The organism is Acetobacter oeni, from assembly GCF_011516825.1.
Classification (GTDB): Bacteria; Pseudomonadota; Alphaproteobacteria; order Acetobacterales; family Acetobacteraceae; genus Acetobacter; species Acetobacter oeni.
Map to the genome: position 1 here is coordinate 1 of NZ_WOTA01000034.1, position 21,997 is coordinate 21,997.

Annotated in this window: 27 protein-coding genes; all 27 read left to right on the forward strand. The window is 58.5% G+C overall.

Annotated features, from left to right (window positions below; genetic code table 11):
• The coding region (locus GOB90_RS15940; protein ID WP_173572143.1) for a tyrosine-type recombinase/integrase at positions 1-670 on the forward strand (670 nt) is incomplete at its 5' end.
• A 223-nt stretch (positions 671-893) separates the two neighbouring features.
• Positions 894-1,505: a DUF3164 family protein gene (locus GOB90_RS15945; protein ID WP_146891679.1), complete on the forward strand. Its 612-nt coding sequence runs from the start codon at positions 894-896 to the stop codon at positions 1,503-1,505.
• Between the two features lie 586 nt (positions 1,506-2,091).
• On the forward strand, positions 2,092-2,202 hold the full coding sequence (locus tag GOB90_RS19845; RefSeq protein ID WP_373322022.1) for an HNH endonuclease: 111 nt from the start codon (positions 2,092-2,094) through the stop codon (positions 2,200-2,202).
• Between the two features lie 142 nt (positions 2,203-2,344).
• On the forward strand, positions 2,345-2,848 hold the full coding sequence (locus GOB90_RS15955) for a P27 family phage terminase small subunit (RefSeq protein ID WP_146891673.1): 504 nt from the start codon (positions 2,345-2,347) through the stop codon (positions 2,846-2,848).
• Between the two features lie 188 nt (positions 2,849-3,036).
• Positions 3,037-4,530: a terminase large subunit gene (locus GOB90_RS15960; RefSeq protein WP_198912636.1), complete on the forward strand. Its 1,494-nt coding sequence runs from the start codon at positions 3,037-3,039 to the stop codon at positions 4,528-4,530.
• A 9-nt stretch (positions 4,531-4,539) separates the two neighbouring features.
• Positions 4,540-5,889 carry a phage portal protein gene (locus GOB90_RS15965; protein WP_146891670.1) on the forward strand — a complete coding sequence of 450 codons (1,350 nt, stop codon included), beginning with the start codon at positions 4,540-4,542 and terminating at the stop codon, positions 5,887-5,889.
• Between the two features lie 3 nt (positions 5,890-5,892).
• Positions 5,893-6,561: an HK97 family phage prohead protease gene (locus GOB90_RS15970; protein WP_146891667.1), complete on the forward strand. Its 669-nt coding sequence runs from the start codon at positions 5,893-5,895 to the stop codon at positions 6,559-6,561.
• 57 nt (positions 6,562-6,618) lie between these two features.
• Positions 6,619-8,052, forward strand: a complete 1,434-nt coding sequence (locus GOB90_RS15975; protein ID WP_146891664.1) for a phage major capsid protein — start codon at positions 6,619-6,621, stop codon at positions 8,050-8,052.
• A gap of 41 nt (positions 8,053-8,093) precedes the next feature.
• Complete coding sequence (locus GOB90_RS15980; protein ID WP_146891661.1) at positions 8,094-8,573, forward strand: hypothetical protein; 480 nt, start codon at positions 8,094-8,096, stop codon at positions 8,571-8,573.
• A gap of 9 nt (positions 8,574-8,582) precedes the next feature.
• The gene (locus tag GOB90_RS15985; protein WP_146891657.1) at positions 8,583-8,762 is read left to right on the forward strand and encodes a hypothetical protein; all 180 of its coding nucleotides are present in this window, start codon (positions 8,583-8,585) and stop codon (positions 8,760-8,762) included.
• Between the two features lie 4 nt (positions 8,763-8,766).
• Positions 8,767-9,408, forward strand: a complete 642-nt coding sequence (locus tag GOB90_RS15990) for a head-tail connector protein (RefSeq protein WP_146891654.1) — start codon at positions 8,767-8,769, stop codon at positions 9,406-9,408.
• A gap of 1 nt (position 9,409) precedes the next feature.
• Positions 9,410-9,814 (forward strand): head-tail adaptor protein, encoded by a 405-nt coding sequence (locus tag GOB90_RS15995; protein ID WP_146891651.1) that lies wholly within the window; start codon positions 9,410-9,412, stop codon positions 9,812-9,814.
• Positions 9,799-10,338: a hypothetical protein gene (locus tag GOB90_RS16000; protein WP_146891648.1), complete on the forward strand. Its 540-nt coding sequence runs from the start codon at positions 9,799-9,801 to the stop codon at positions 10,336-10,338. Before GOB90_RS15995 ends, GOB90_RS16000 begins: the two co-directional genes overlap by 16 nt.
• On the forward strand, positions 10,335-10,877 hold the full coding sequence (locus tag GOB90_RS16005) for a phage tail terminator protein (RefSeq protein ID WP_146891645.1): 543 nt from the start codon (positions 10,335-10,337) through the stop codon (positions 10,875-10,877). The genes GOB90_RS16000 and GOB90_RS16005 overlap by 4 nt, the downstream gene beginning before the upstream one ends.
• Before the next feature lie 10 nt (positions 10,878-10,887).
• Positions 10,888-11,106, forward strand: a complete 219-nt coding sequence (locus GOB90_RS16010) for a DUF2635 domain-containing protein (RefSeq protein WP_146891642.1) — start codon at positions 10,888-10,890, stop codon at positions 11,104-11,106.
• A gap of 3 nt (positions 11,107-11,109) precedes the next feature.
• Entirely contained in the window at positions 11,110-12,594 is a 1,485-nt protein-coding gene (locus GOB90_RS16015) for a phage tail sheath subtilisin-like domain-containing protein (protein ID WP_146891639.1), read from the forward strand.
• Entirely contained in the window at positions 12,591-12,986 is a 396-nt protein-coding gene (locus GOB90_RS16020) for a phage tail tube protein (protein ID WP_146891636.1), read from the forward strand. The genes GOB90_RS16015 and GOB90_RS16020 overlap by 4 nt, the downstream gene beginning before the upstream one ends.
• Positions 12,983-13,558, forward strand: coding sequence for a phage tail assembly protein (locus GOB90_RS16025; protein ID WP_146891633.1), 576 nt, complete (start codon positions 12,983-12,985; stop codon positions 13,556-13,558). The genes GOB90_RS16020 and GOB90_RS16025 overlap by 4 nt, the downstream gene beginning before the upstream one ends.
• A gap of 121 nt (positions 13,559-13,679) precedes the next feature.
• Complete coding sequence (locus GOB90_RS16030) at positions 13,680-15,779, forward strand: phage tail tape measure protein (RefSeq protein WP_146891630.1); 2,100 nt, start codon at positions 13,680-13,682, stop codon at positions 15,777-15,779.
• Entirely contained in the window at positions 15,776-17,125 is a 1,350-nt protein-coding gene (locus GOB90_RS16035; RefSeq protein WP_146891628.1) for a DNA circularization protein, read from the forward strand. The genes GOB90_RS16030 and GOB90_RS16035 overlap by 4 nt, the downstream gene beginning before the upstream one ends.
• Positions 17,125-18,285: a phage baseplate assembly protein gene (locus GOB90_RS16040; RefSeq protein WP_146891625.1), complete on the forward strand. Its 1,161-nt coding sequence runs from the start codon at positions 17,125-17,127 to the stop codon at positions 18,283-18,285. The genes GOB90_RS16035 and GOB90_RS16040 overlap by 1 nt, the downstream gene beginning before the upstream one ends.
• Entirely contained in the window at positions 18,285-18,797 is a 513-nt protein-coding gene (locus GOB90_RS16045; protein ID WP_146891622.1) for a phage baseplate assembly protein, read from the forward strand. Before GOB90_RS16040 ends, GOB90_RS16045 begins: the two co-directional genes overlap by 1 nt.
• Position 18,798: 1 nt before the next feature.
• Positions 18,799-19,266 (forward strand): phage GP46 family protein, encoded by a 468-nt coding sequence (locus GOB90_RS16050; protein ID WP_146891619.1) that lies wholly within the window; start codon positions 18,799-18,801, stop codon positions 19,264-19,266.
• Positions 19,267-20,385: a baseplate J/gp47 family protein gene (locus GOB90_RS16055; protein WP_146891616.1), complete on the forward strand. Its 1,119-nt coding sequence runs from the start codon at positions 19,267-19,269 to the stop codon at positions 20,383-20,385.
• On the forward strand, positions 20,382-20,966 hold the full coding sequence (locus GOB90_RS16060; RefSeq protein WP_146891613.1) for a YmfQ family protein: 585 nt from the start codon (positions 20,382-20,384) through the stop codon (positions 20,964-20,966). The genes GOB90_RS16055 and GOB90_RS16060 overlap by 4 nt, the downstream gene beginning before the upstream one ends.
• Positions 20,967-20,969: 3 nt before the next feature.
• Positions 20,970-21,797 (forward strand): glycine-rich domain-containing protein, encoded by an 828-nt coding sequence (locus tag GOB90_RS16065; protein ID WP_146891610.1) that lies wholly within the window; start codon positions 20,970-20,972, stop codon positions 21,795-21,797.
• 2 nt (positions 21,798-21,799) lie between these two features.
• Positions 21,800-21,988 carry a hypothetical protein gene (locus GOB90_RS16070; protein WP_146891607.1) on the forward strand — a complete coding sequence of 63 codons (189 nt, stop codon included), beginning with the start codon at positions 21,800-21,802 and terminating at the stop codon, positions 21,986-21,988.
• The last annotated feature ends 9 nt before the right edge of the window (positions 21,989-21,997 follow it).

Consider the following 21,997-nt stretch of genomic DNA (forward strand, 5'->3'; position numbering starts at 1 on the left):
GTTTGACAGTCTGACGGGAGCTGAAGCGACCCGCAGGCGAAAGTTATGTGCACTCAAATCGCTGCTTGCTTACGGAGCCAGACTGCAAAGCCTCCCTGCCGACGTGGGAGCTGCCTTTCGTCTGGAGCGAGCAAGAGACAATCTTCACGAGCGCATCCTCACAGAGGAAGAGGTGGGCCGCCTTATTGACGGAGAGGTCGACACTCGCCGCCATGCATTGCTTCGCGTGCTCTATGTGCTTGGTCTCCGCATCAGCGAAGCGTGCGCCCTTAGTTGGCGGGATATGACGCGGCGCCAGCAGGGCGGAATAGCAACAATATTCGGAAAGGGCGGGAAAACGCGATCTGTCGCTGTTCCCGCTAAACTCTGGAAAGAGCTCGTGGCGCTCAAAGGTGATCGGCGGCCACATGAGCCGGTGATCCCGGGCCACGACGGCGGTCCGTTGTCGGTCGATGCTGCGCATCGGGCCGTAAAACGGGCCGCCAGGCGAGCGGGGCTGTCGCCAGCAGTCTCCGCGCACTGGCTACGGCACGCTTGCGCGTCTCATGCGCAGGATCGCGGTGCGCCAGCGCACGTTGTGCAGGCCACATTAGGGCACGCCTCGCTCGCAACGACAACGCGATACAGCCACGTTCGTGAGGGTGACGGCGCGGGAAAATATCTGGACTGACCACAACATGAACAGTCTCCGGCTCGTTAAATGAGGATTTCAGATCCATGAGATCGACAGAAAGTAGCTCCACAGACGCGAGCATCTGGCGCAGGGCGACCGAGCATTACTCGCGTGTTGCCAGAAGGGATCATCGTCCTGGAATCAGGATATGGGCCAAAAAACGAGCTGAAGATTGTGCTGAGCGGATGCGCTATGCTCCGTCGCAACGGGATGCTGCCGGATGAGAGAAATCCCCGAAGGATACCTGCAGGATTCTGCCGGTCGTCTTGTCCCGAGCGCAAACGTGAAGCCAGAGCATCTGCTCGAGGATGAGTTGGTGAGGCGGCTGTCTCAGGTTGCCGAAAGCCACAGCGACACGCTTCGGCAGTTTCGTGAAACGTGCTTCGCAGATGTGCGGGCGTTTCAGGAAATTCTTGGTGAGAAATACGGCGCAAGTGTTGGAGGGCAGAAGGGCAATCTGTCTCTCACAAGTTACGACGGCACGCTGCGCATTCAGATTGCAATGGGCGATACCATTTCGTTTGGTCCGGAATTGCAGGCAGCAAAATGTCTCATCGATGACTGCCTTACGCGATGGACCAAAGGAGCGAACAAAAACATCAGCGCAATCGTGCTGGATGCCTTCGACGTTCAGAAAGAGGGCAAGATCAGGACTGACAAGATCCTGGCACTTCGCCGTCTTGAGATAGATGATCCGGACTGGAAGCAGGCCATGGAAGCAATCTCCGATAGCATCCGGATCGATGCAACGAAGCAATATGTTCGTTTTCATGTCCGGGTGAAGCCTGATCAGCCATTCCGTCAGGTCCCACTGGATATCGCGCGCACCTGACTGATGAAAATGAGAAAGCCCCAGGCGGGTCACGCCTGGGGCTTTCTGACTCTTCGTTTCGGATCCCGCCGATCGGAGCGCCTGTATCGTTCATATCAGGAACTCATTTGAATGGCAGCTAAAAACACTTCGTGGACCGGCAAGCATGATGAAGCACTCAAGGTATTTATGCAGTCCAAAGGCGCATCCATCAGGAAAGCTGAGGTGCGGTTCTGCATGTCGAGATCTTTCCTGCATCGGCGCCTTGCTGAAATGAATCTAACCTGCAGGCCGCAGAGTTGCTCTCTCGCGCGTCAGGCAGCGGGCTGGGAGCCCCTCCCGACAGGTCATCCGCTCGCAATGAGCGCTATTCTGCTTCCTCTGATTTCTACTGCTGACCGCTTCTCAGATGCCGTCAGTTCCTGAGCGTTATCATCCGATCGGTTACTCGGCAGATGTGACGCGGCGCACGTTTGATGAACGCAGAGGATCTGCGTCGTCGCGTGGATATGACAGGAAGTGGCGTGATTTCAGATCGTGGTTTCTGCGTCGGCACCCTCTGTGCCTTGATTGTAGCGGTGCTGGCAGGCTGAAACCCGCGACTGAGGTGCATCACATCCAGAAGCTGCGCGATGCCCCGGAGCGGCGCCTGGATGAAGGTAATTGCATGCCGCTATGCCAAGCATGCCACAGCGCTCGGACAGGCCGCGGCGAGTGATGAAAATGTGCGACATTTTCGCAACATTGTGGTGTTTTTGCCCTCTCGTAGGGGTATAGGGGGGCTCGAAGTTGGCGCGTAAACGCGCGTGGACCGAGCCTTCCTTCTTTTTTCACGCGTGCAAAATGAAGGAAAAAAGGTTTTGGCGCGTCCACGCAAGCCGACGCATCTGAAAGTCGTCTCCGGGACGGCGCAGAAGTGCCGGGTAAATGCTCAGGAGCCGAAGCCGGACGGCGGCGTTCCTGAAATGCCGGCTCAGCTCTCCGGACGTGCCCGCTCCGTTTGGGGAAAGGCATGTGTCGTGTTGGCGGACATGGGCGTCCTCACGATGGCGGACGGGATGGCTCTCGAGGCGCTTTGTCTGGCGATCGCTGACGAGCAGGAAGCGCGGGCCTCCCTCATGTCTGCCGTAAGTATCGGCGAGGGCGATGAAAAAACTGTAGTGGCGGAGGCCGGTGCTCAGACCTACGTGACTGTGGGCAAGAGCGGGCCGATGTTGAGGATGCGCCCGGAAGTGGCGGCAATAGCAGATGCGAACAGGCGAGTAGCAATGTGGCTGGCGAAATTCGGCCTGACGCCGGCGGACCGGTCAAGGGTCGGCGCGGAAGACAGAAAGGCGGACAATCCGTTCGAAAGGCTGGGTTAAAACATCCTCACGTCACTGCAGCCGACCACTACGCCAGAGACGTCGTCAAAGGGGGTATTCCTGCGTGTCAGTGGGTGCGTCTGGCATGCGAGCGTTACCAGCGCGATCGCTTGAAAGAGCGCGACGCAGAATGGCCGTACCGGCTCGACAGGGCCCGAGCGGAAAAGATCTGCCGGTTCGTCAGCCTGATGCCCCATACCAAGGGAAAATGGGCGTTAAAGCGAGAGCTGATTGTTCTCGAGCCGTGGCAGTCATTCATTCTGGTGAATATCTTTGGCTGGGTCCGGAAGTCAGACGGGCTGCGCCGCTTTCGGATCGCGACCATCGTGGTGCCCCGCAAGAACGGGAAATCCTGTCTGTCCGCGCCGGTCGGCCTCTACATGCTTGCCGCCGATGGCGAATTCGGCGCCGAAGTCTATTGCGGCGCAACCACTGAAAAACAGGCATGGGAAGTGTTCCGGCCTGCTTCGGAAATGGCACGACGCACGCCGGCATACCGGTCAGCATACGGGGTCCGGGTCAATGCTTCGAATATCAACGTTCTGGCAAACGGATCCCGGTTCGAGCCGCTGATTGGCAAGCCGGGCGATGGTTCTTCGCCATCCTGCGCTCTCGTAGACGAATACCACGAGCACCCGACCTCTGAGTTATGGGACACCATGCTTACCGGTATGGGTGCCCGCGACCAGCCTCTTATGTGGGGCATCACCACTGCGGGCGATAACCTGGCTGGCCCGTGCTTTGATCAGATCCTGAGCGGCAGGAAGGTGCTGGAGCAGGTCTTCGACGATGAAACGCTGTTTTTTGTGGAGTATACGATCGATGACGACGATGACTGGACCTCTCCGCAAGCGCTGAAAAAGGCAAATCCGAATATCGGAATTTCGGTCAGCGAGGAATTCCTTCTGACCCGCCAGCGCGATGCAATCCGCAATCCGCGTCTGCAGGCCACATTCAAGACGAAGCATCTGAATGTCTGGGTTAACTCCCGGTCTGGCTACTTCAACATTCAGTCATGGAATCAATGCCACGACCCCGCGTTCTCCGAGGCCGGTTATTATGGCCGGGACGCGGTTATAGGAATGGATCTCGCGTCCAAGAATGATATCGCGGCGCTTCAGGTCCTGATCCCGATGGATGACGGCCGGTTCGCGACATTTGGCCGGTATTATCTGCCCGAGGCTGTTCTTGATCACCCGGGCAATGAACATTACCGGGGCTGGGCAAATTCCGCCGAGCCTTCTCTGGTCATCACTGATGGCAACATGATCGATTTTGGACGGATCGAGGATGACCTGGACGAGCTGAGGAGACTGTTCACTGTATCAGACATTGTGTTCGATCCGGCTCAGGCTTCCATGCTCGTTACCAGACTGATGGAAAAGGGCGCAACGGTCACGCAGTTCGACCAGAATGCCCGAAACTATTCAGAGCCGATGAAGCAGGTTGCCGCCGAGATCGACGCTGGCCTGATTGTGCATGGCTGCGTTCAGAACCATCCGATGACGTGGATGCTTTCCAACGTTGAGGCCCGGCTCGATGCGAAGGATCAGGTTTATCCCCGCAAGGCCCGACCGGAAAACAAGATCGATGGGCCGGTCGCGCTGATTATGGCCAGGTCACGGTTCCTGACCAGTAATGTCAGCTCCGTCTATGAGGAGCGTGGCCTGATTTCGTTTTAAGGACATCGTATGAAAACGCGCCGGGAGCCATCGCTGACGTTCCCGCACCACCAGAAGTCGGACAGTGTGGCGCCCACGGATTTCAGTCTTGCGTGGCCCAACCCGAACATGATGGGTCTCTTCGGTGGCTGGACCGGCTCCACTGGCATTCCAGTCACCCCTCTCACAGCGCTTCAGGTATCGACGGTTTACGGTTGTGTTAAGGCAAAATCAGAAGACATCGGGAAGTTACCCTTCCGCCTCAGGCGCCGGCTTCCAACCGGTGGCGCTGCGGTAGAAACAAGGCACCCGCTCTGCCGACTGCTTGAGAAGCCGAACCGGTGGATGCTGCCGACCGAATTCTGGTCCTATATGACCACAGCCCATGAGATGCGAGGCAACGCATATGCCGTGATTGTTCGCGGACGTGCTGGTCAGCCTGTATCTCTGATCCCGCTGAACCCGGACCGCGTAAACGTCCTGCTCTCTCCGCGAGGTGAACTCTATTATAATGTCAGCCATCCGCAGCTGGGAGACGGCCTGACGCTGCATGGCGATGACATGCTGCACATTCGCAATCTCTCGATTGACGGGGGGTATCTGGGTCTCAGCCCGATAGCGATCGCTCAGGATACCATCGGCATCGCCCTGGCGGCTCAGCAGCACGGTGCCACATTATTCAGAAACGGAGTGCAGGTTACAGGCGTTCTTTCGAGCCCCAACAAACTTTCCACGGAAGCTGCGCAGCGCATGGCTCAGTCGTGGAATGATATTTACGGGGGTGTGCAGAACAGTTCGAAAACGGCAGTTCTCGAAGAGGGAACGAAGTTCGAGAAGATGAGTCTGACGTCCGAGGAAGCGCAATTCCTTGAGACGCGACAGTTCGCGGTGGTTGATATCTGCCGGCTGTTCCGGTGTCCGCCTCATAAGGTCTTTGATCTCTCTGACGCGCACTACGCAAACATCGAAAGTGCCAATCAGGATTACATTGATGACGCGCTTCAGCCTCTTGTTACGAAATACGAACAGGCGTGTGGACAGAAACTGCTCTTTGATGATGAGCGCGCGGATCTGTTCTTTGAGTTCGATTTCAGCGCTCTCCTGCGGGGAGATCAGGCGACCCGGTTTGCGGCCTACCAGATCGGCCTGAACAGTCTGTTCATGACCCGGAATGAGGTCCGGATCAAAGAGGGCATGAACCCGGTTCCAGGTGGTGATGAGTTTGTTATCCCGCTGAATATGTCCAGCCCCGATGGCGCCCCAAAGCCGGAGGGTAAGCCGCCCCCCTCAGGTGTGGCGCCGGTAACGCAGCCACAAAATTCGGAGAACGCGACTTCCGACGGCCCTCCCGGCCCCGGTCAGAATGTCGTCGGAGATTAACGGATGCCAATCATAACGCCGCTGCGACAATTCAGGTCGCTGGTGAAAAAAGGGGCTGCGATACCCGCAGACCTGAGATTGCGAAAGCAGCTTCCTCTAGCCGATATCAGCGCGACGGGCGACCGGCGACTGAGGTTCACGATTTCCACGGGAGCGATCGACCGCGATTCCGATACCCTCGACCCGGAAGGCTGGGACCTGACTGAATACCGGCAGAACCCCGTCGTTCTCTTTTCACACGATGCTTCCGGATACCCGGTCGGCAAGAGTGTGGCAGTCGATATTTCCGACGGCGTGCTGTGGGCGGAAGTCGAGTTTCTGCCGGTCGATATCCCGGAAGCAGGGCCGCGAGCTGAAGCTGTCTACCGGATGTGTCTCAGCGGCTTTCTGAACGCAGCCAGTGTCGGCTTCCATCCTGTGGACTTCGAGTTTTCTGCCGACCGGATGGATGATTTCGGCATCGACTTCCGGAAGCAGAAGCTTCTGGAATGGTCGATCGTCACAGTCCCGGCGAACCCCGAGGCTCTGATTGAACCTCAGACGACGCAGGATGACCCGAACATCCCGGTGACAACACCTGATCCGTCGCTTGCGGGCGAAGGCACACCGAAAGCAGCGCGTGACGCGCTGATCCGATCCCTTTCACTCCGGGCGAGAGCCTCAGCGGTCTGACCCGGCTGTCCCGATTATCTGCCGGCACAGCCGGTCTTCTCAGAAAACGGAAACACAATGAGCAAACTGCACGAACTTCGCCGCAAGAAGGCGACACTCGCCGCTGAAATGAAGACGATCGCCACGAAGGCAGCCGACCTGCCGGAAGGCGAGGAACTGTCCAAAGAGGACGAGAGCCGGTTCAGTGAGCTGGAAACGGACATTAATGCCCTCGGGAAGGTGATGGACCTGATGGAGCGCGCCCAGGAAGCTGAGGGCGACGCGGCCGAGGCGGTCGATGACGGCGAGAAGGATGGCGATGATGACGACACCGACGGTGATGATGCGGATGCCGACGATGACGGGATCGAAGAAGAGAAAGCGCTTCGCCGCATGAGGCGGAAGTCTGGCGCATCCGTCGCCGCTCAGGCCGCGAAGAAGCTGGATAAGGGTGCAGTCGTCGGCGCAATGATTCGTATGATTGCGAATGGCAATGGCTCACGTGCCGATACTCTTGCAGCCTCCAAGAGCCTTTATGGTGAGCGCAGCCCCATCACGAAGGCGCTCAGCACAGGAACCGGCGCTGCAGGCGGGTTTATCGTGCCGCCCGATTATGTCGCCCAGGTCATCGAGTATCTGTATCCGCTGACCGTCGTGAGGTCGTCCGGCCCACGCGTCCTGCCGATGCCGCGCGGCACGATGACACTTCCTCGTCAGTCGCAGACGGCTACAGCCGGTTACGGCGCTGAACTCGCGGCCATCCCGACTTCCGAGCAGCGCCTCGACAATATCGTGGCCAGCTACAAGAAACTGACCGCGCTCGTCCCCGTCTCAAACGACCTCATGCGCTATAGCGACCCCGCCATTGACGCATTTGTTCGTGACGATCTTGTGCAGATCATTGCCCGACGCGAGGATCTGGCTTTCATTCGCGGAGATGGCCTGAACGACAGTCCTCGCGGCTTCAAATCGTTCTGTCCGGCTACGAATGTCATCACAGCCGGAACAACCGCTGGCGTTACCGATCTGGCGACCATTCTGCAGACGGTCAATCAGGGTCTGACCGGGGCCATCACAAAGCTGCGTATGGCCAATGTGCCGGTTATAAGTCCGGTATGGATCATGAACCCGCGCACCGAAATGTTCTTGTATTCGCTGCTGAACGCGCTTGGCGTTTACGTCTATCGTGACGAAATGAACGAGGGGAAAATCCTCGGGATTCCGTACAAAACCACGACACAGATTCCGGTGAATCTGACATCCGGCAACGTGACTGATCTTTCGGAAATCTATCTCGTGGAGATGACGCAGGCGCTTCTGCTGGATTCAATGTCCATGGAACTCAGCGTTTCACGTGAGGCGTCTTACACCGATCAGACAGGCAATGTGGTGTCCACCTTCCAGCAGGATCAGACGCTCGTGCGGTGCATCGCCGAGCACGACTTTCAGATGCGCCACGATGAGGCCATTGCGATGATCCAGGCGGTTGACTGGCAGCCAACACTGTCCTGACGGGACGCATCTTCCTCCTCTGAACTTCAAGGATCATCACAATGGCGGATTTTGTCGGCCTCAGGGACATTGCGTCCTATATCACTCCCGTATCGGCATCGGCCGTGACAGCAATCACGGCCGGTGCAGCAGCAGCGGCGGTAACCGGAGCCACGATTGACCGTGTGGCGCTCGGGCTCCCTCAGACGCTGGTGTTCCTGTTCCAGTCATCCGCGAAGCTTACAGCTTCTGCAACGCTGAGCCTGAACAGTCTCCAGTTTCAGACCAGCCCGGATGGCGCAACATGGACCGATTACGTTGACCCCTACAGGGCCGGGATCGCCTCCCCTGGCGCCGTTAGCACGGGGCCGGTCGGCGGCGGGACTGTCGCGGGCGTTACGCCGGTTGAAGTATATGTTGCGTCATCCGATCAGTATTTTCGCGCGGTGTTTACGCCAGCGCTGTCGGCGACCACGTCCGATACGGCCACAATCATGGTCGCTGCCATTGCAGCCGGCTTCGCTCACAATCCTGCGCCGTAAGGAACGACGATGAGCCAGAATGTCAGCGTTACTTTTCTGCGGTCCGTCTCGGCGGGCGGCAGCACCTACAATGCAAGTGATTCTGCCAGCTTCCCGAAGGAACTGGCAGACAAGCTGGTCCGGATTGGTGTCGCGAAACCTTATCACGCGCACGTCACAAAAGTCTCTGAGTCTCTGAAAAAGGGCTGATTCAATGGATACCGCACTCACGGTCCTGAACGGGCCGGCGGTTGCCCCTGTCAGCATCGAGGTTCTGCGTCGTCATATCCGCGTTGATTACGAGGATGACGATGACCTTCTGGGATTTTACCTTAGCTCTGCGGTATCTCTTGCTGAAGAGTGGCTTTCCAGAGCACTGATTACTCAGTCGTTGCGCTGGTCGGTCGGACGACGTTTTATGCCGACAGCGGCCGGGCCGAGCCCATATGTGCCGCTGTTCTTTCCGGGCGGAAATGCATTCGGTTTGCCGAATATGGACAGGCTCCCCCTGGAGTTGCCTCGCAGTCCCGTGCAATCGGTGCAGAGTGTTCAGCTTGTCCGGCAGGACGGGAATGTCGAGCCACTGGAAGCCTCGCAGTATGTTCTGGAGAATGACCTCCAGCCTGCACATCTTCGTCTGCTGCCCGGTGCTGATCGAGGACCTGTCAATCATCTGATTATCGCTTTCACGGCTGGCTATGGAAATGCGGGCAGCTGCGTGCCTGCCCCGATCATCCATGCGGTGATGATGATCGCCGCTTATCTTTATGAAAATCGCGGCGACACTGACGCGGAAATTCCATCCGCAGCCATGAACCTGATGGCGCCGTACAGACTGGTTACGTTCGGAGGATGATATGGCTGAAGACGAAGCTGTCCGGATCGGGCGGCTCCGCTGGCCACTTATCCTGGCGACACGCCAGCAGGCAGCTCAGATCGGGGCGACGGGTATCGACGAAAGCCTGACGAATCTTCAGCGAATTTACGGAGACGTTCAGCCTGTCGGCGCTCTGACATTCTGGGGAACGAACGGAACCGTTCAGCAAATAGACGAAGCTCAGGTCACGCATCGAATATTTGTCAGATGGACTGACGCACTCCTGAACTCCGAGGTTTTTGTCCGCATTTCAAAGCGCGTAAACCAGACAGACCGAATGGAAATATTCCGCGTCCGACGCCTTAAAGAACTGGGCGGAAGAAAACGTTTTGTCTGCGCTGAATGTCAGATGGAGCGGATAGGTGACCCATGGCCGATACAGTAGCAATCCGTGTCACAGTCGATGCCTCGGCGCTCGTTTTCGATAAGCGCGCTCTGAAGGCCTCCCTGCTGGTGGCTGGCCGCGAGGTTGCGGCGCAGGCGCGTCGGGATATGCGAAGCTCGGCCGGAAGCGGTATAATTTATCGCGGCCCGGGTGGGTCGGCCTCTAAATATCGCGGCGGATATAAAAGGGGCGCGCATCAGGCATCCGCACCTGGCGAGGCTCCCAGCCGCATCACTGGCACGCTGGCGAAGTCCATCAAGGTCCGGGCCTTCCGAAGCGGCGAAGGTGTATCGATCAGGGACACGGCTTTCTACGCGCTGTTTCTCGAAAAGGGGGCGAGTGGCGGCGGAAGGATGAAATCCGGTGGCGCTTTCGTACGCGGCAAACGCGGGGTTGGCAAGGTGCGAAAACTTGAACCGAGGCCGTTTCTTACCCGTGCGCTTCAGGAGCGTGAAGCGAGTATTGAGCCCCGCCTGGCACAGGCCGCTCGTGACGGTATCCGCATGGTCAGGATGAAGTTGTGAACATCGATGCGATCATCACGCAGATCAAAAAATATGCTCACGTGTTCAACGGCAACGTAGCCGGAGCTGCTGAATATGCACTGGCGAATGACACGACATGGCTGACTCCGCCGTGCGCTTTCGTGATCCCGCTCGAGGATGAGCCGGACGAAAATCAGGTGCAGAACGGCCTCGTCCAGTCGGTCAAAGAGACTTTCGGCGTCATCGTCTTTCTGGACAACTCAACAGATCGCCGGGGGCAGTCCTCTTCGACGATCGCTGTCAGCGATGTGAAGAAATCCCTGTTCTCAGCTGTCCTTAACTGGAAGCCGACTGACATGAACGTCTCTCAGGGCTTCCGTTATGCCCGCGGAGGACTGCTCGGCGACCCGAACAGAGCGCGCCTGGCCTGGCAGTTCGACTTTGCCGCGGACGTGACGATCTCGTGGCAGGAAGGCTTTCTGCCGGATGCTGTGCCGCTCAATGAAATCGATCTTGAATTTGAGAACGATTCGACGCCCGTGAGTATCGAGGCCCGCGTGACCGACCTTCAATCCTGAAAGACCTGAAATGATAACTCTGAAGCCGCGCGAGGGCCTGAAGATACGCGACTGCATGACGCGGGAGCTTATTCCGGCAACCGGAATCAATGTGGAGGAAGTGGCTGGCAGGCCCCGTTCTCCTTACTGGCAGCGCCTTCTTCGTGACGGCGACGTGACCACCGCAGCCCCGCAACCGGCACACGCGGCTGCACTCATCTCCCCGCCCTCTGCATCGCCGCAGGAATAATCAATGACCATCTCGTTCACAAATCTCGATACGACGCAGAGAACGCACGGTGTCTTTGCCGAAGTCGACCCGCAGTATGTCAGCGGAAGCCAGCTCCAGCGCACGCTGATACTGGGGCCGATGCTGAGCTCCGGCACCGCGACTGCCAATGAGCCATTTCTGGCAACAGGCGCATCCGATGTGGATGCGGCCTGCGGTGTAAGCTCAGTCCCGGCCCTGATGTATCGTCAGTATATTGGACAGGACAGCTCGGGCACGGTCTATATACTGCCCCAGACCGAGGACCCGACAGCCCAGGCTGCTGCCGGGTCGCTTCTGGTGGCCGGCACGACGACGGCAGCGGGTACCATTGCGCTTTATGTCGCAGGCGTGAAGATCCAGATCGGCCTGTCGAGCGGAACGACGTCCACGGATGTCGCGACCGCGATGGCTGCGAAGATCAACGCAACGGCGAATCTTCCTGTTACTGCGACAGCACAAAACGGCACGGTGGCTCTGACATCTCTGAATAAGGGGATGACTGGCAACGAGATCGATATTCGCCTGAATTATCTCGGTGTGGCAGGCGGAGAGCAGACCCCTTCGGGCATCACGATCACAATCGCGGCGATGGCGGGGGGCGCGACAAACCCGACAGATAATCTCGCGACCGGATTGACCAATCTTTCGGATATGTCCTTCGATTTCATCGTCAGCCCTTATACCGACAGCACATCGCTCGGTCTGCTTCAGACACTGCTAAACGATACGGATGGCCGCTGGTCATGGAACGAAATGCTCTACGGCGGGTATTTCTGTGCTTATCGAGGCACGGCAGGCGCTCTGACGACGTTCGGAAATGGGCGTGACGAATTCACCGGAAGCTGCCTTGGCTTCTACGACAGCCCGTCACCGGCGTGGCTGTGGGCTGCCGATTACGCGGGGGCGTCTGCGGTCAGCCTCAGAGCCGACCCCGGTGTTCCGCTTCAGGAACTGATCCTGAACGTGCTCGCCCCGCCGATCGCAAGCCGGTTTAGCCGAAGCATACGGAACACGCTGCTTTACGACGGAATCTCGACTTTTACAATCAGCGCTTCCGGGCAGGTTGTTATCGATCGGGCGATCACGTTCTGGCAGACCGATCCGTCAGGCGCAGCCGACATCACATGGCTGAATGTCGAAACACCCTACAGCCTGACTTACGTGATCCGGGACATCGTGGCGTTCCTTAAAGCCAATTACGGCCGCAAGAAGCTGGTAGCGGACGGAACCAATATTCCGGGCGGATCGAATATGGTCACATCACAGACGGTCCTCGCCGCGGCTGTCGGTCGTTACAAAATCCTCTGCGACAACGGATATGCGCAGGATTACGATACCTTCAAAGCGAATGCTGCCGCAGAAAATAAAGGGAATGGTGTCGTAGCCCTTCTTCTGCCGTTCCACCTGGTCGATCAGCTCAGGATGATCGCCATCAAGGTCAACTTCATCAGCGGAGTGGCATCATGAGCGCGTCTCTTTATTCGTCCACTCCGACTGCTCTCGGCGCGCGCGCCGGCGCCGCATCCGTCGAGATTGACGGTGTTGCCGTCGATATCGCTTCGGAACTGACTTATGACGCCACGGTCGTGAAGCGGGAGCTTCTCGTTGGCCAGAGTGGTATTCAGGGCTACAGCGAAACCCCGAAAGGCGGGTTCATTTCGTTTGTCGCGCGCGACAGCGGAAGTCTGTCTCAGGCCGCCCTGGTCAATATCGGATCCTGTGTCGTCGTTGCCGTCCTGGTGAACGGAAAAATCATCACCGGCACACCGGTTATTGTGACCGAGATCGCGGGTGTTAATACAGCCGAAGGCACGTTCGAGGTCCGGTTCGAAGGGACTGTCACGGAGACCACGATATGAGATTCGAGCCGCATGTTCTTGATGTTCCGGTAAGTCATGATGGCGGAACGGTGACGGAGCTGATGGTCACCGAGCCGGACGCAATCAGAATGGCGAATGCGCAGCGAGCGATCGACGGCAGCATCAATCCGGAATCCGCCTCGATCTTCTCGCGTGATCTGGTGATGGCCGCGTGTAGTGTCAGTCAGAAGATTGCTGACATGCTCCCGCTGAGTGTCACATCCGAAATAGCTGACCGCGTGATGAATGCCATTCAGGATGAAGTCGATACATACGAGTTCGACCCGTCGCAGGATGTGATGACGCTCGATGAACCGGTTCAGGTCGGTCCGGTAGCATACGGCGAAATTTCTGTGCGCGAACCAACGACCGGCGAGCTGATCAAAGCTAATTCGAACCTTCGTCAGTCGCAGGGGCCGGCAGCGCAGATGCGCTATCGCATGGCGCTGGTAAGCAATGTCAGCGGCATCCCCGTGACATCGATCTATAAATTCCCGGCTTCGGTCGTGATGAAGGCCGCAAAGGTGATCGAGGGTTTTACGCCGGCTGGCCCCGGAACTGGCAGCATCTGATCTGGGACCTCGCGCTCCATTACCGCTGCGGCCCGGAGCCTTTCATGAAGATGCCGGGCAGCATGCTTTCTCAGGCCGTCACTGAGGCAAATCGGCAGAGTGCCGCAAACAGGACAACATAATGGCCGGCGGCGGTTTTACAGTCACGATCAGCGCGGTCGACAAGCTGACCAGGACGCTCGATGATATCAATAAGAAATCGCGTGAGACGTTTCGTCCCTTCCGGGAGCTCGATGCTTCGATCAGACGCTTCGCAGGCACAACACTGGGCCTGCGAAATGTCGGAAACGCGATGCGGGATGTCGGACGCTCTTCCCGTGACGCGTTCGAGCACGTCAGCAGCATTGTCGCGCCGCTGGGCGCGATCACGGGCGCTGCCAGCATTGCAGGCATGTACCGCATGGTATCGGCGTGGTCGCAGTGGGGATCGCAACTGAGGAACACATCGCAGTCGATCGGCATGTCAGCGCAGAAGGTCGCGCAGTGGGAAGGCGCCGCTCAGATTGGAGGCGCGGCTGCCGGCTCCATGTCGTCTGCCCTGCAGAGCCTCGGCCAGAATATGTATGACGCGGTCGGGGGTCGGAATAGCAGTTTTGTCGCGCTGATGAACGGATGGGGGATTGCGTTCCGCAAGACCGCGACGCAGGGCCGCGACGTTTCTGAAGTCTTCCCGCAGATTGCGGATCGCATCGCTAAGATCAAAGAGACGTTTGCGCAGGCGCAGGCGGCTGCGATTGCATTTGGCGGTGCTGGTGCGGCGATGTTGCCCTATCTGCGCCGGGGCGCAGCCGGGATGCGGGAGTATCAGGCGGAGGCAGCGAAATACCTGCATGTGACCGCAGCGAGCGCCGGGCACGCGGACCAGTTCCGCATGTCTCAGACGCGCCTGACGTTCGCTGTTCAGGGGTTCGCGAATCAGCTTTCCGACCGGCTGGCTCCTGTCCTCACGCCCATAATCGATAAATTTGCTGACTGGCTGGCAACGAGCCCGCAGGTCACAAGTGCGATTGATCAGATGGGGCAGGCTGTTCAGGAGTTCGCCGCGTGGCTGCGGGGTGTCGACTGGAAGGGCACGATCGACTGGGCGAAATCCCTCGGAGCAGGCATCAAGTCTCTCGTTGATGATATCGGAGGACCAAAGCGCGCCCTGGAGGGCTTTCTTCTCCTGATGGCGGCAAATGCAGTTGCGGGTCTGATCGGGCCGTGGTTGAGGGTCGGTCTGGCCATATGGGGCGTGGCTGCGCGCCTCGATAAAGCCACTGCGGCAATGCTCCGCTTTACGGCCGCCGAGAAAGTCGCGGAGGCCGGGAGCATCGGTGGCGCGGTAAGCCGCGCGGCCGGGCTTGCGTCGCGAGCCGGGTGGGCGCTCGCGGCCGGAGCCGCGACACATGAAGCTCTGAACGCGGCTGATCCGAACGACAGGATCGGATCATGGGTGGATCAGAACGCGCCAGGCGCATCGTGGCTTGATAACCAGGCTTCACGGATTGGTCTTGGTCGCTCTTACGCTGAACAGACCATGGCCTCGGCAGGCGCTCCGTATAAAGCCGGCCTTCTTCTGAAAGACACAGGGGCGAGCCAGCGCCAGTATGACATTTTTGCGCGTAGCGTCGCGGGTATAGAGCGCGCCGGTTATGGCCAGATGGGCGGTGCCGGCGGACATTATGCTGGCCGATATCAAATGAGCGCGGGGGCAATTTCTGATGCGGCTCATTACCTCGGGGAGCAGACCCCGACGCAGAGCCAGTTCCTTAGTGACAACGCCATGCAGGAGCGGTTTTTCGAGGCTAACACCGACCTGAATTCGCGTTATCTTTCAGCGCACAGTGCAATGTTCAAAAGTGCCTCAACTGCCCGGAAACTGGCAGTTCTCGGTTATGCACATAATCAGGGAATGGGCGGCGCGCTTAAATGGTTGCAGACAGGTCAGGCAGGGCATGACGCTTTCGGCACCGACGGAACGCGCTACTCCGATTCTGTAACGGCCAATCTGGCCACGTCCGATGGCCAGGACGCGGCAATATTTCCAATTGGTGCTCCATCCGGCCCCGCGCTCTCTGTAGCCTCGGCTCATCAGGTCGGCACAGGAGGTGTCGCAAACGGGACTATGACTGTTCAGGTGCAGGCCGCGCCAGGCACATCCGCTTCGGTCCTGAGTAAAGATGGCGCTCTTAAGGACGCGAGGGTGGTGCAGAATAATGTGACGGATGTGGGACCGTGAGTGAATCAATCCTGACACTGATCGGGCTTGCCAACGAAGTCGCGTCGTGGCTGGACGCTCTCCAGCCAGCATCATGGCGTGGCATCGAATTTGCGGTTGAACGATCTGAGATCAGGCGAGGCAGAAGAACTGCCGTTCACGAATACCCGTTTCGGGATCAGGTCTGGGTCGAGGATCTCGGTCGCGGCGTCCGTTCATATGCATTCACCGGCTTCGTCGTGGGAGACGATTGCTATGATGTCGAGCAGGCGCTTCTGGCGCAGGCGGAAATAGCCGGCCCCGGTACGCTGGTCCATCCGACGCTCGGTTCCGTGACAGTAACGCTGGCTGGCCCGCTCGTTACAGAGCAGGTCGCAGATCGGGGAAGGTGCGTTTCAGTCCGGTTTGAGTTTATCGAAACCGGAGAGTCCCTTTATCCGACCATTGCGTCGGATACTCAGTCGCTGGTCGGATCGCTGGTTTCGGATCTGACCGATCTGGTATCGTCTGATTTTATCAGCACGGTTGCTGATGCAATAGAAGAGGGCGCATCTGTTGTCTCCTCTGTGGTATCCGCAGCCGTATCCTGGGCATCGGCAGCTCTCCTTCTGGTGTCGGATGCTGGCCTGGTCGTCGGAGCTGTCGCGGGGCTTGCTGGAAATTACGGGCGCTATTCGACGGGAAACCGGACGACACTGTTCACGAATATCAGTACTGTCGATGATGCAATCTCATCTGTTGTGTCGGCCCGCGCTGTGGCTGATGCCTGCGCCGCATCCGTCGGGTCTGCCGCTGGTGACCTCACTGACGGTGGAGTTTCGTTCTGTGCCGCTGCCTGGGCGCTGACAGAAGCGATCAGAGCCTGCTGTTGTGATCCGGCAGACGCCCTGCGGCTTCTGTCCGTCATAGCAACCTACACACCGACCATAGCGTCTTCGTCGGCGCCCGTCGGGGCGGCGATCCAGACTGCGCAGACTGCATCCGGTCAGGTGTTCCGGAGGTCGGCTCTGGCTTCGCTGGCAACCGCCTGCGCAGATTATCAGCCATCATCATATGATGATGCGATTGCTGTCAGGGCGTCTGTCGTAACGCTGTTCGACGCAGCGGTTCTGGATGCCGGTGATTCCGGTCAGGATCAGGCATACCTCGGACTGCGTGCCCTTCGGACGGCGGTTTCCGTCGATGTGACAGTGCGCGGGGCCAGTCTGGCCCGTCTGATGGAAGTCGACACACCTGCTCCGGCTCCGGCGCTCAGTCTGGCCTATCGTCTCTATGCCGACGCCTCCCGTTCTGACGACCTGATTGCCCGTGCCGATCCGGTCCACCCGGCATTTATGCCGACCACGTTCAAGGCCCTGAGTTCCTGATGTCAGAAACAACGCAGACGGTTACGGCGCACCGGACATCGACAGGCCGCGACCCGAATTCTCTGTATCTTGAGATTGGCGGGAAGGTTTTCAGCGGCTGGCAGGAGGTCCGCGTCACGCGTGGCGTCGAGCGGATGCCATCCGACTTTGATATTCTTCTGACTGAAAAATATCCCGGTCAGGCCAGCCAGATCGACGTAATGCCCGGTCAGTCATGTGTCGTCAGACTCGGCGATACCCGGGTGATCACCGGCTATATTGATCGCTACATTCCGTCGATCTCGAAAGGGCAACACAATGTCCAGATATCCGGACGGGGAAAGTGTCAGGATATTGTAGATTGCTCTGCCATTGTTACAGGCATGGCTCTGGGTGGGTACGACGGGGATAATGCAGAAACCCTGATCTTCGGGCTGGTCAGCAAATTCGGCGTCACCGTGCAGAATTACATTACTGATGATACCGCCAGAGCGAATACGACAGTCCCCCAGTTCAATGTGAACCTCGGGGAAACGCCGTGGGAAATCATCGACCGGATTTCCCGGTGGGGGCAATTCCTCTGCTACGAAGATACGTTCGGCAATCTTGTTCTGTCCCAGGTCGGCTCAGACAGCATGGAAAGCGGTTTTGTCGAGGGGATCAATGTCGAGGGCGCGTCACGGACGCTGGCCTATGACCAGAGATTTTCCGTCTACTATGCGTTCATCCAGGCTACGGATCAGCTTTCACAGCAGCTTCAGGCGGATATCATGTCTGCCGTGCCTGTCACCGACCCTGACATCACGCGGTACCGTCCGAAGGCAATCATCTCCGAGCAGACGCTGAACGGACAGGACATTGCCACCATGCGCCTCAACTGGGAACTCGCTCGCCGCGTGGGCCGGTCTCAGGCCGTGACGCTGACATGCGACACCTGGAGAGACAATTTCGGCAACCTGTGGGAGCCGAATAAGCTCGCCTGCGTCTACCTGCCGTCGCTCAAGCTGGATAAGGCGCTCTGGGTCATCGGCGAGGTCACGTATCGCCGCGATGATACCGGGACGCACGCCGACCTGCTGCTGATGCCGAAGGAGGCGTATGAGCCCGAACCCAACGTGTTGCAGGCACAGTTCGTTCAGATCATGGCAGCGGACAGTGGCTCTGCAGCAAAGACCTCCTGATGCAGAATCATGTTCAGCGTCTCTTTCGGCGCATTCAGGGGTTGTTTCAGCTTGGCAGCGTGACGGTAGCCGGTGATGACTCTGGCGATGCTCAGAAAGCTCAGGTGACGGTCTCCGGTCAGGCGGTGCGCGGTGGTTTGCCGGTGGTGCAGGATTATGGGTTCAGCGCGGTTCTGCCTGCTGGCGTGGATGCTCTGATTTTTAGCCTGTCGGGGGATGCGACGAGCGGCGTCATTGTCGGGACGCTTGATAAGAAAAACCGCCCAAAGAACCTGAAGCCCGGACAGGTGTGTCTGTTCACGCAGGCCGGTGATCAGATCCTGCTCGACAACGGCGATGATGGAATCACAATCACTCCCAAAGGCGGAACCGTGCTGATTAACGGAAATTGTCACATCACCGGCAAGCTCACCGTGGACGGGGACGTTGTCGCCGCGGGCATCTCACTCGACGACCATACTCACTCCGGCGTCGAAGCGGGGAGTGACGACACAGGAAAACCGGTAAGCTGACATGAGTTCAACCATTCCCGTGCGCGGCGGCGACATTCTGATCGAATGGAACGTCGATACCGCAGAGGGTGACTGGTCGATAGAGAACGGATCTCTGGCGACTTCTCAGACCGGATACGACACCCTGAAAAATGCCGTTCTGCTCTCTCTGTTTACAGACAGGGTCGCTCCTTCCGACTGGGATGGTCCCGATCGGCGAGGCTGGTGGGCAGACACATATCGGGACAGCCCCATAGGCTCGCTTCTCTGGCTTCTCGCGCGCAGGAAGATTTCCAACCGAACAACGCTTCTCGGTCAGGCAAGGAGGTATTGCCTGGACGCGCTCCAGTGGATGGTGACGGCGGGCGTGGCGAAAACGATCAACGTGTCCACGGCATGGGCGACCTCTTCAATCATGGCAATCATGGTGTCGGTCGTGAAGCCGGACGGAACAACCTCAAATTACAACTGGCTCTGGAGATCATCATAAATGCCATGGTCACGACCAACGCTGACGGATCTGATCGGGCAGACGCAGCAGGACGTATCAGGCGCAAATATTCCGGGCGTCGATGGCCTCCTCAACCTCTCGGTGCTCTACACGCTCGGTTATGCGACTGCGGGCCTGTCGAACCTGCACTACGGTTATCAGGACTGGATTGCGAAGCAGGCCACTCCATGGGGGGCGACCGGAGAATATGCGGACGGATGGGGCTCTCTGAAAGGCGTTACTCGCAAAGCGGCGACGGCTGCGGTGCTGTCGTTTTCATTTTCAGGAACAGCAGACGTTCCGCTGCCGGCCGGATCTTCGATCACCGCTTCGAACAGCCTGATCTTCACAACGGACGCTGAGGCTGATGTTGACGCGACCGGTGCGCTGAGTGTGCAGGCGACGGCGGCTGATACAGGAACGGATTACAATCTCGCGACCGGCACAACAGTCTCCCTCTCGTCTCCGGTATCCGGAATCACTTCGGCCGGAACCGTCGTTTCCATTATGACAGCCGGAACGGACGAGGAAACTGACGCCACCTATAAAACACGCTACCTCGCCCGCTACGCCGATACGCCTCAGGGGGGCGCGGCCGCAGATTACGTTAACTGGGCCGAGGCGGTCGACGGCGTAACCCGCGCCTGGTGCAACCCGCTTGGCTTCGGAGCTGGCTCTGTCGTTGTCTATGTCATGCTGGATGACGCGAACTCCGCCTATAACGGCTTCCCGCAAGGGACGGATGGCGCGGCGACCGGGGATGATCGATACACGACCGCTTCCGGAAATCAGCTGGCGGTTGCGGACGCGATTTATGAGGTCCAGCCTGTCACAAGTCTCGTCATCGTGTGTGCGCCCATCGCTCTGCCAATTGATTTCACGATCGAGGATCTGAGCCCGAATACGACCGTTGTGCAGGGTCTGATTCAGGAAGCTCTGGCGGACATGCTCATCACAAAAGGGACGCCTCTGGGAGGAACGATTTATCCGTCCGACTGGGATGAGGCGATCGCGTCGGTATCATCGATCGACCATTTCTACGTTTCAGGTCCATCCGCGCCAGTCACAACCGCCGTTGGTTCTCTCCCGACGGTCGGAACAATAGCCGCGTCGTCATGATCTATTCCCACGACGATTTTCTGTCGGCCTATCAGCAGCTCCTCCCTACGGGCGCGGTCTGGCCGAAGGGTACCGATACCATCATGTCGGAATCTCTCCGTCCCCTGATGGCAACGTGGGAGGCTCTGGCGTCCGCAGACTACGCGCTCCTGATTGATACATTCCCCGCCACCACGACCGAACTTCTGACGGAGTGGCAGGAATCTCTCGGCCTTCCCGATCCCTGCGCCGGCGACAATCCGACGCTGGCACAGCAGCGCGCGCAGATCGTATCACGCCTGACGGATACGGGTGGTTGTTCAGTTTCTTACTTTATCAGCTTCGCAGCGGCTCTTGGTTACACGATTACCATTACACAGTTCGCGCCCTCCCGGTTTGGCCGGACGTTTGGAAACACTTTTGGCGGAGACGCCTGGTCGTATGCCTGGCAAGTCAATATGCCTGAATTCACGATTTCCGATCTGACTTTTGGCGATCAGTTCGGGTCGGCTTTTGCCGCCTGGGGTGACACGGTCCTGCAATGCGAACTTGCACGCATCAAGCCTGCCCATACGGCACTAATGTTTAATTATGAAAGCTGACACATGGATCTTCTGATCGCATCGAATTCGGTAGTTCAGGCCAGCGCTGACACATCCCCGACGTCAGGTACGCCGCAGTGGGCGACCGATGGTAATCCTGCCACAGGCGTGCCCGCGACGACCTTTCCGGCTTACATTTTTAATGCAGTCATGGCTGAGATCACTCAGGCAATTAAAGACGCCGGGATAACGCCCGATGGGACAGACTGGACCCAACTCTCGCGTGCCATGAGTATGAAGCGCGGTGGCGTTCCTCTGACATCATCCGGATCCTTCACCGTCCCTGCAGGTGTTTATAAGGTTCGTGTGTCGATGTGGGGCGGCGGCGGCGGAGGTGGTGGTGCGGGTGGCACGGCGTCTTCCGGATGCGGCGGGCAGGCCGGAGCGTTCTGCTATGACGAACTGAGCGTCACACCGGGAACCGTCATCAACTACGCGGTTGGGGCGGCCGGTATAGCCGGGGTTGCCGGTGCGTATGGTTCGCCGGGCGGTACGACAGCATTCGGATCTCTATCGGCCGGGGGCGGGTATGGCGGCCCGGGCACCTCGGCCGGAGGTGCGACATGGGGATCAAATCCGGGTGGTGGAATAGCCTCAGGCGGATCTCTCAACGTCACCGGACAAGGCTCCGCGAATGCCTTCCAGAATAGCTCCGGTTATATGGGGTCCATGGGTGGTTCCGCCTCAATGGGTGGCTCCGGCGGGTTCCAGTCTGTCAGCACCGGAGCCACCGGGGTATTCCCCGGCGGTGCCGGCGGCGGTGCGGGTTGCAACGGCACGACCAATGCAGGCGGCGGTGGTGCTGCAGGTCTTATTTTTGTGGAGTGGTGATCATGGCAGATAGCGCCCGTTATATTGTCTATCGCACAGCTGCGTCGGAAGATCAGGCCGCAGGATATATTGTGAACGCTGTTATGTGGGATGGAATCACAAACTATAGCCCCGGGAGTGGCCTTGCGCTGGCTGCTGACCCGGCCGGGCAATATCCGATCGGCGGCAGTTACGTCGCTCCCACATCCTGATCTTCCCGG

Bases quoted from the DNA above. Each gene is read 5' to 3' on its own strand.
- GOB90_RS15980 (WP_146891661.1), top strand. From the start codon at position 8,094: ATGGCGGATTTTGTCGGCCTCAGGGACATTGCGTCCTATATCACTCCC.
- GOB90_RS16000 (WP_146891648.1), top strand. From the start codon at position 9,799: ATGGCCGATACAGTAGCAATCCGTGTCACAGTCGATGCCTCGGCGCTC.
- GOB90_RS16030 (WP_146891630.1), top strand. From the start codon at position 13,680: ATGGCCGGCGGCGGTTTTACAGTCACGATCAGCGCGGTCGACAAGCTG.
- GOB90_RS16045 (WP_146891622.1), top strand. From the start codon at position 18,285: ATGCAGAATCATGTTCAGCGTCTCTTTCGGCGCATTCAGGGGTTGTTT.
- GOB90_RS15995 (WP_146891651.1), top strand. From the start codon at position 9,410: ATGGCTGAAGACGAAGCTGTCCGGATCGGGCGGCTCCGCTGGCCACTT.
- GOB90_RS15975 (WP_146891664.1), top strand. From the start codon at position 6,619: ATGAGCAAACTGCACGAACTTCGCCGCAAGAAGGCGACACTCGCCGCT.
- GOB90_RS15945 (WP_146891679.1), top strand. From the start codon at position 894: ATGAGAGAAATCCCCGAAGGATACCTGCAGGATTCTGCCGGTCGTCTT.
- GOB90_RS16025 (WP_146891633.1), top strand. From the start codon at position 12,983: ATGAGATTCGAGCCGCATGTTCTTGATGTTCCGGTAAGTCATGATGGC.
- GOB90_RS16060 (WP_146891613.1), top strand. From the start codon at position 20,382: ATGATCTATTCCCACGACGATTTTCTGTCGGCCTATCAGCAGCTCCTC.
- GOB90_RS16020 (WP_146891636.1), top strand. From the start codon at position 12,591: ATGAGCGCGTCTCTTTATTCGTCCACTCCGACTGCTCTCGGCGCGCGC.
- GOB90_RS16040 (WP_146891625.1), top strand. From the start codon at position 17,125: ATGTCAGAAACAACGCAGACGGTTACGGCGCACCGGACATCGACAGGC.
- GOB90_RS15960 (WP_198912636.1), top strand. From the start codon at position 3,037: ATGCCCCATACCAAGGGAAAATGGGCGTTAAAGCGAGAGCTGATTGTT.
- GOB90_RS16055 (WP_146891616.1), top strand. From the start codon at position 19,267: ATGCCATGGTCACGACCAACGCTGACGGATCTGATCGGGCAGACGCAG.
- GOB90_RS15965 (WP_146891670.1), top strand. From the start codon at position 4,540: ATGAAAACGCGCCGGGAGCCATCGCTGACGTTCCCGCACCACCAGAAG.
- GOB90_RS16065 (WP_146891610.1), top strand. From the start codon at position 20,970: ATGGATCTTCTGATCGCATCGAATTCGGTAGTTCAGGCCAGCGCTGAC.
- GOB90_RS15985 (WP_146891657.1), top strand. From the start codon at position 8,583: ATGAGCCAGAATGTCAGCGTTACTTTTCTGCGGTCCGTCTCGGCGGGC.
- GOB90_RS15990 (WP_146891654.1), top strand. From the start codon at position 8,767: ATGGATACCGCACTCACGGTCCTGAACGGGCCGGCGGTTGCCCCTGTC.
- GOB90_RS16015 (WP_146891639.1), top strand. From the start codon at position 11,110: ATGACCATCTCGTTCACAAATCTCGATACGACGCAGAGAACGCACGGT.
- GOB90_RS16050 (WP_146891619.1), top strand. From the start codon at position 18,799: ATGAGTTCAACCATTCCCGTGCGCGGCGGCGACATTCTGATCGAATGG.
- GOB90_RS16070 (WP_146891607.1), top strand. From the start codon at position 21,800: ATGGCAGATAGCGCCCGTTATATTGTCTATCGCACAGCTGCGTCGGAA.
- GOB90_RS16010 (WP_146891642.1), top strand. From the start codon at position 10,888: ATGATAACTCTGAAGCCGCGCGAGGGCCTGAAGATACGCGACTGCATG.
- GOB90_RS15970 (WP_146891667.1), top strand. From the start codon at position 5,893: ATGCCAATCATAACGCCGCTGCGACAATTCAGGTCGCTGGTGAAAAAA.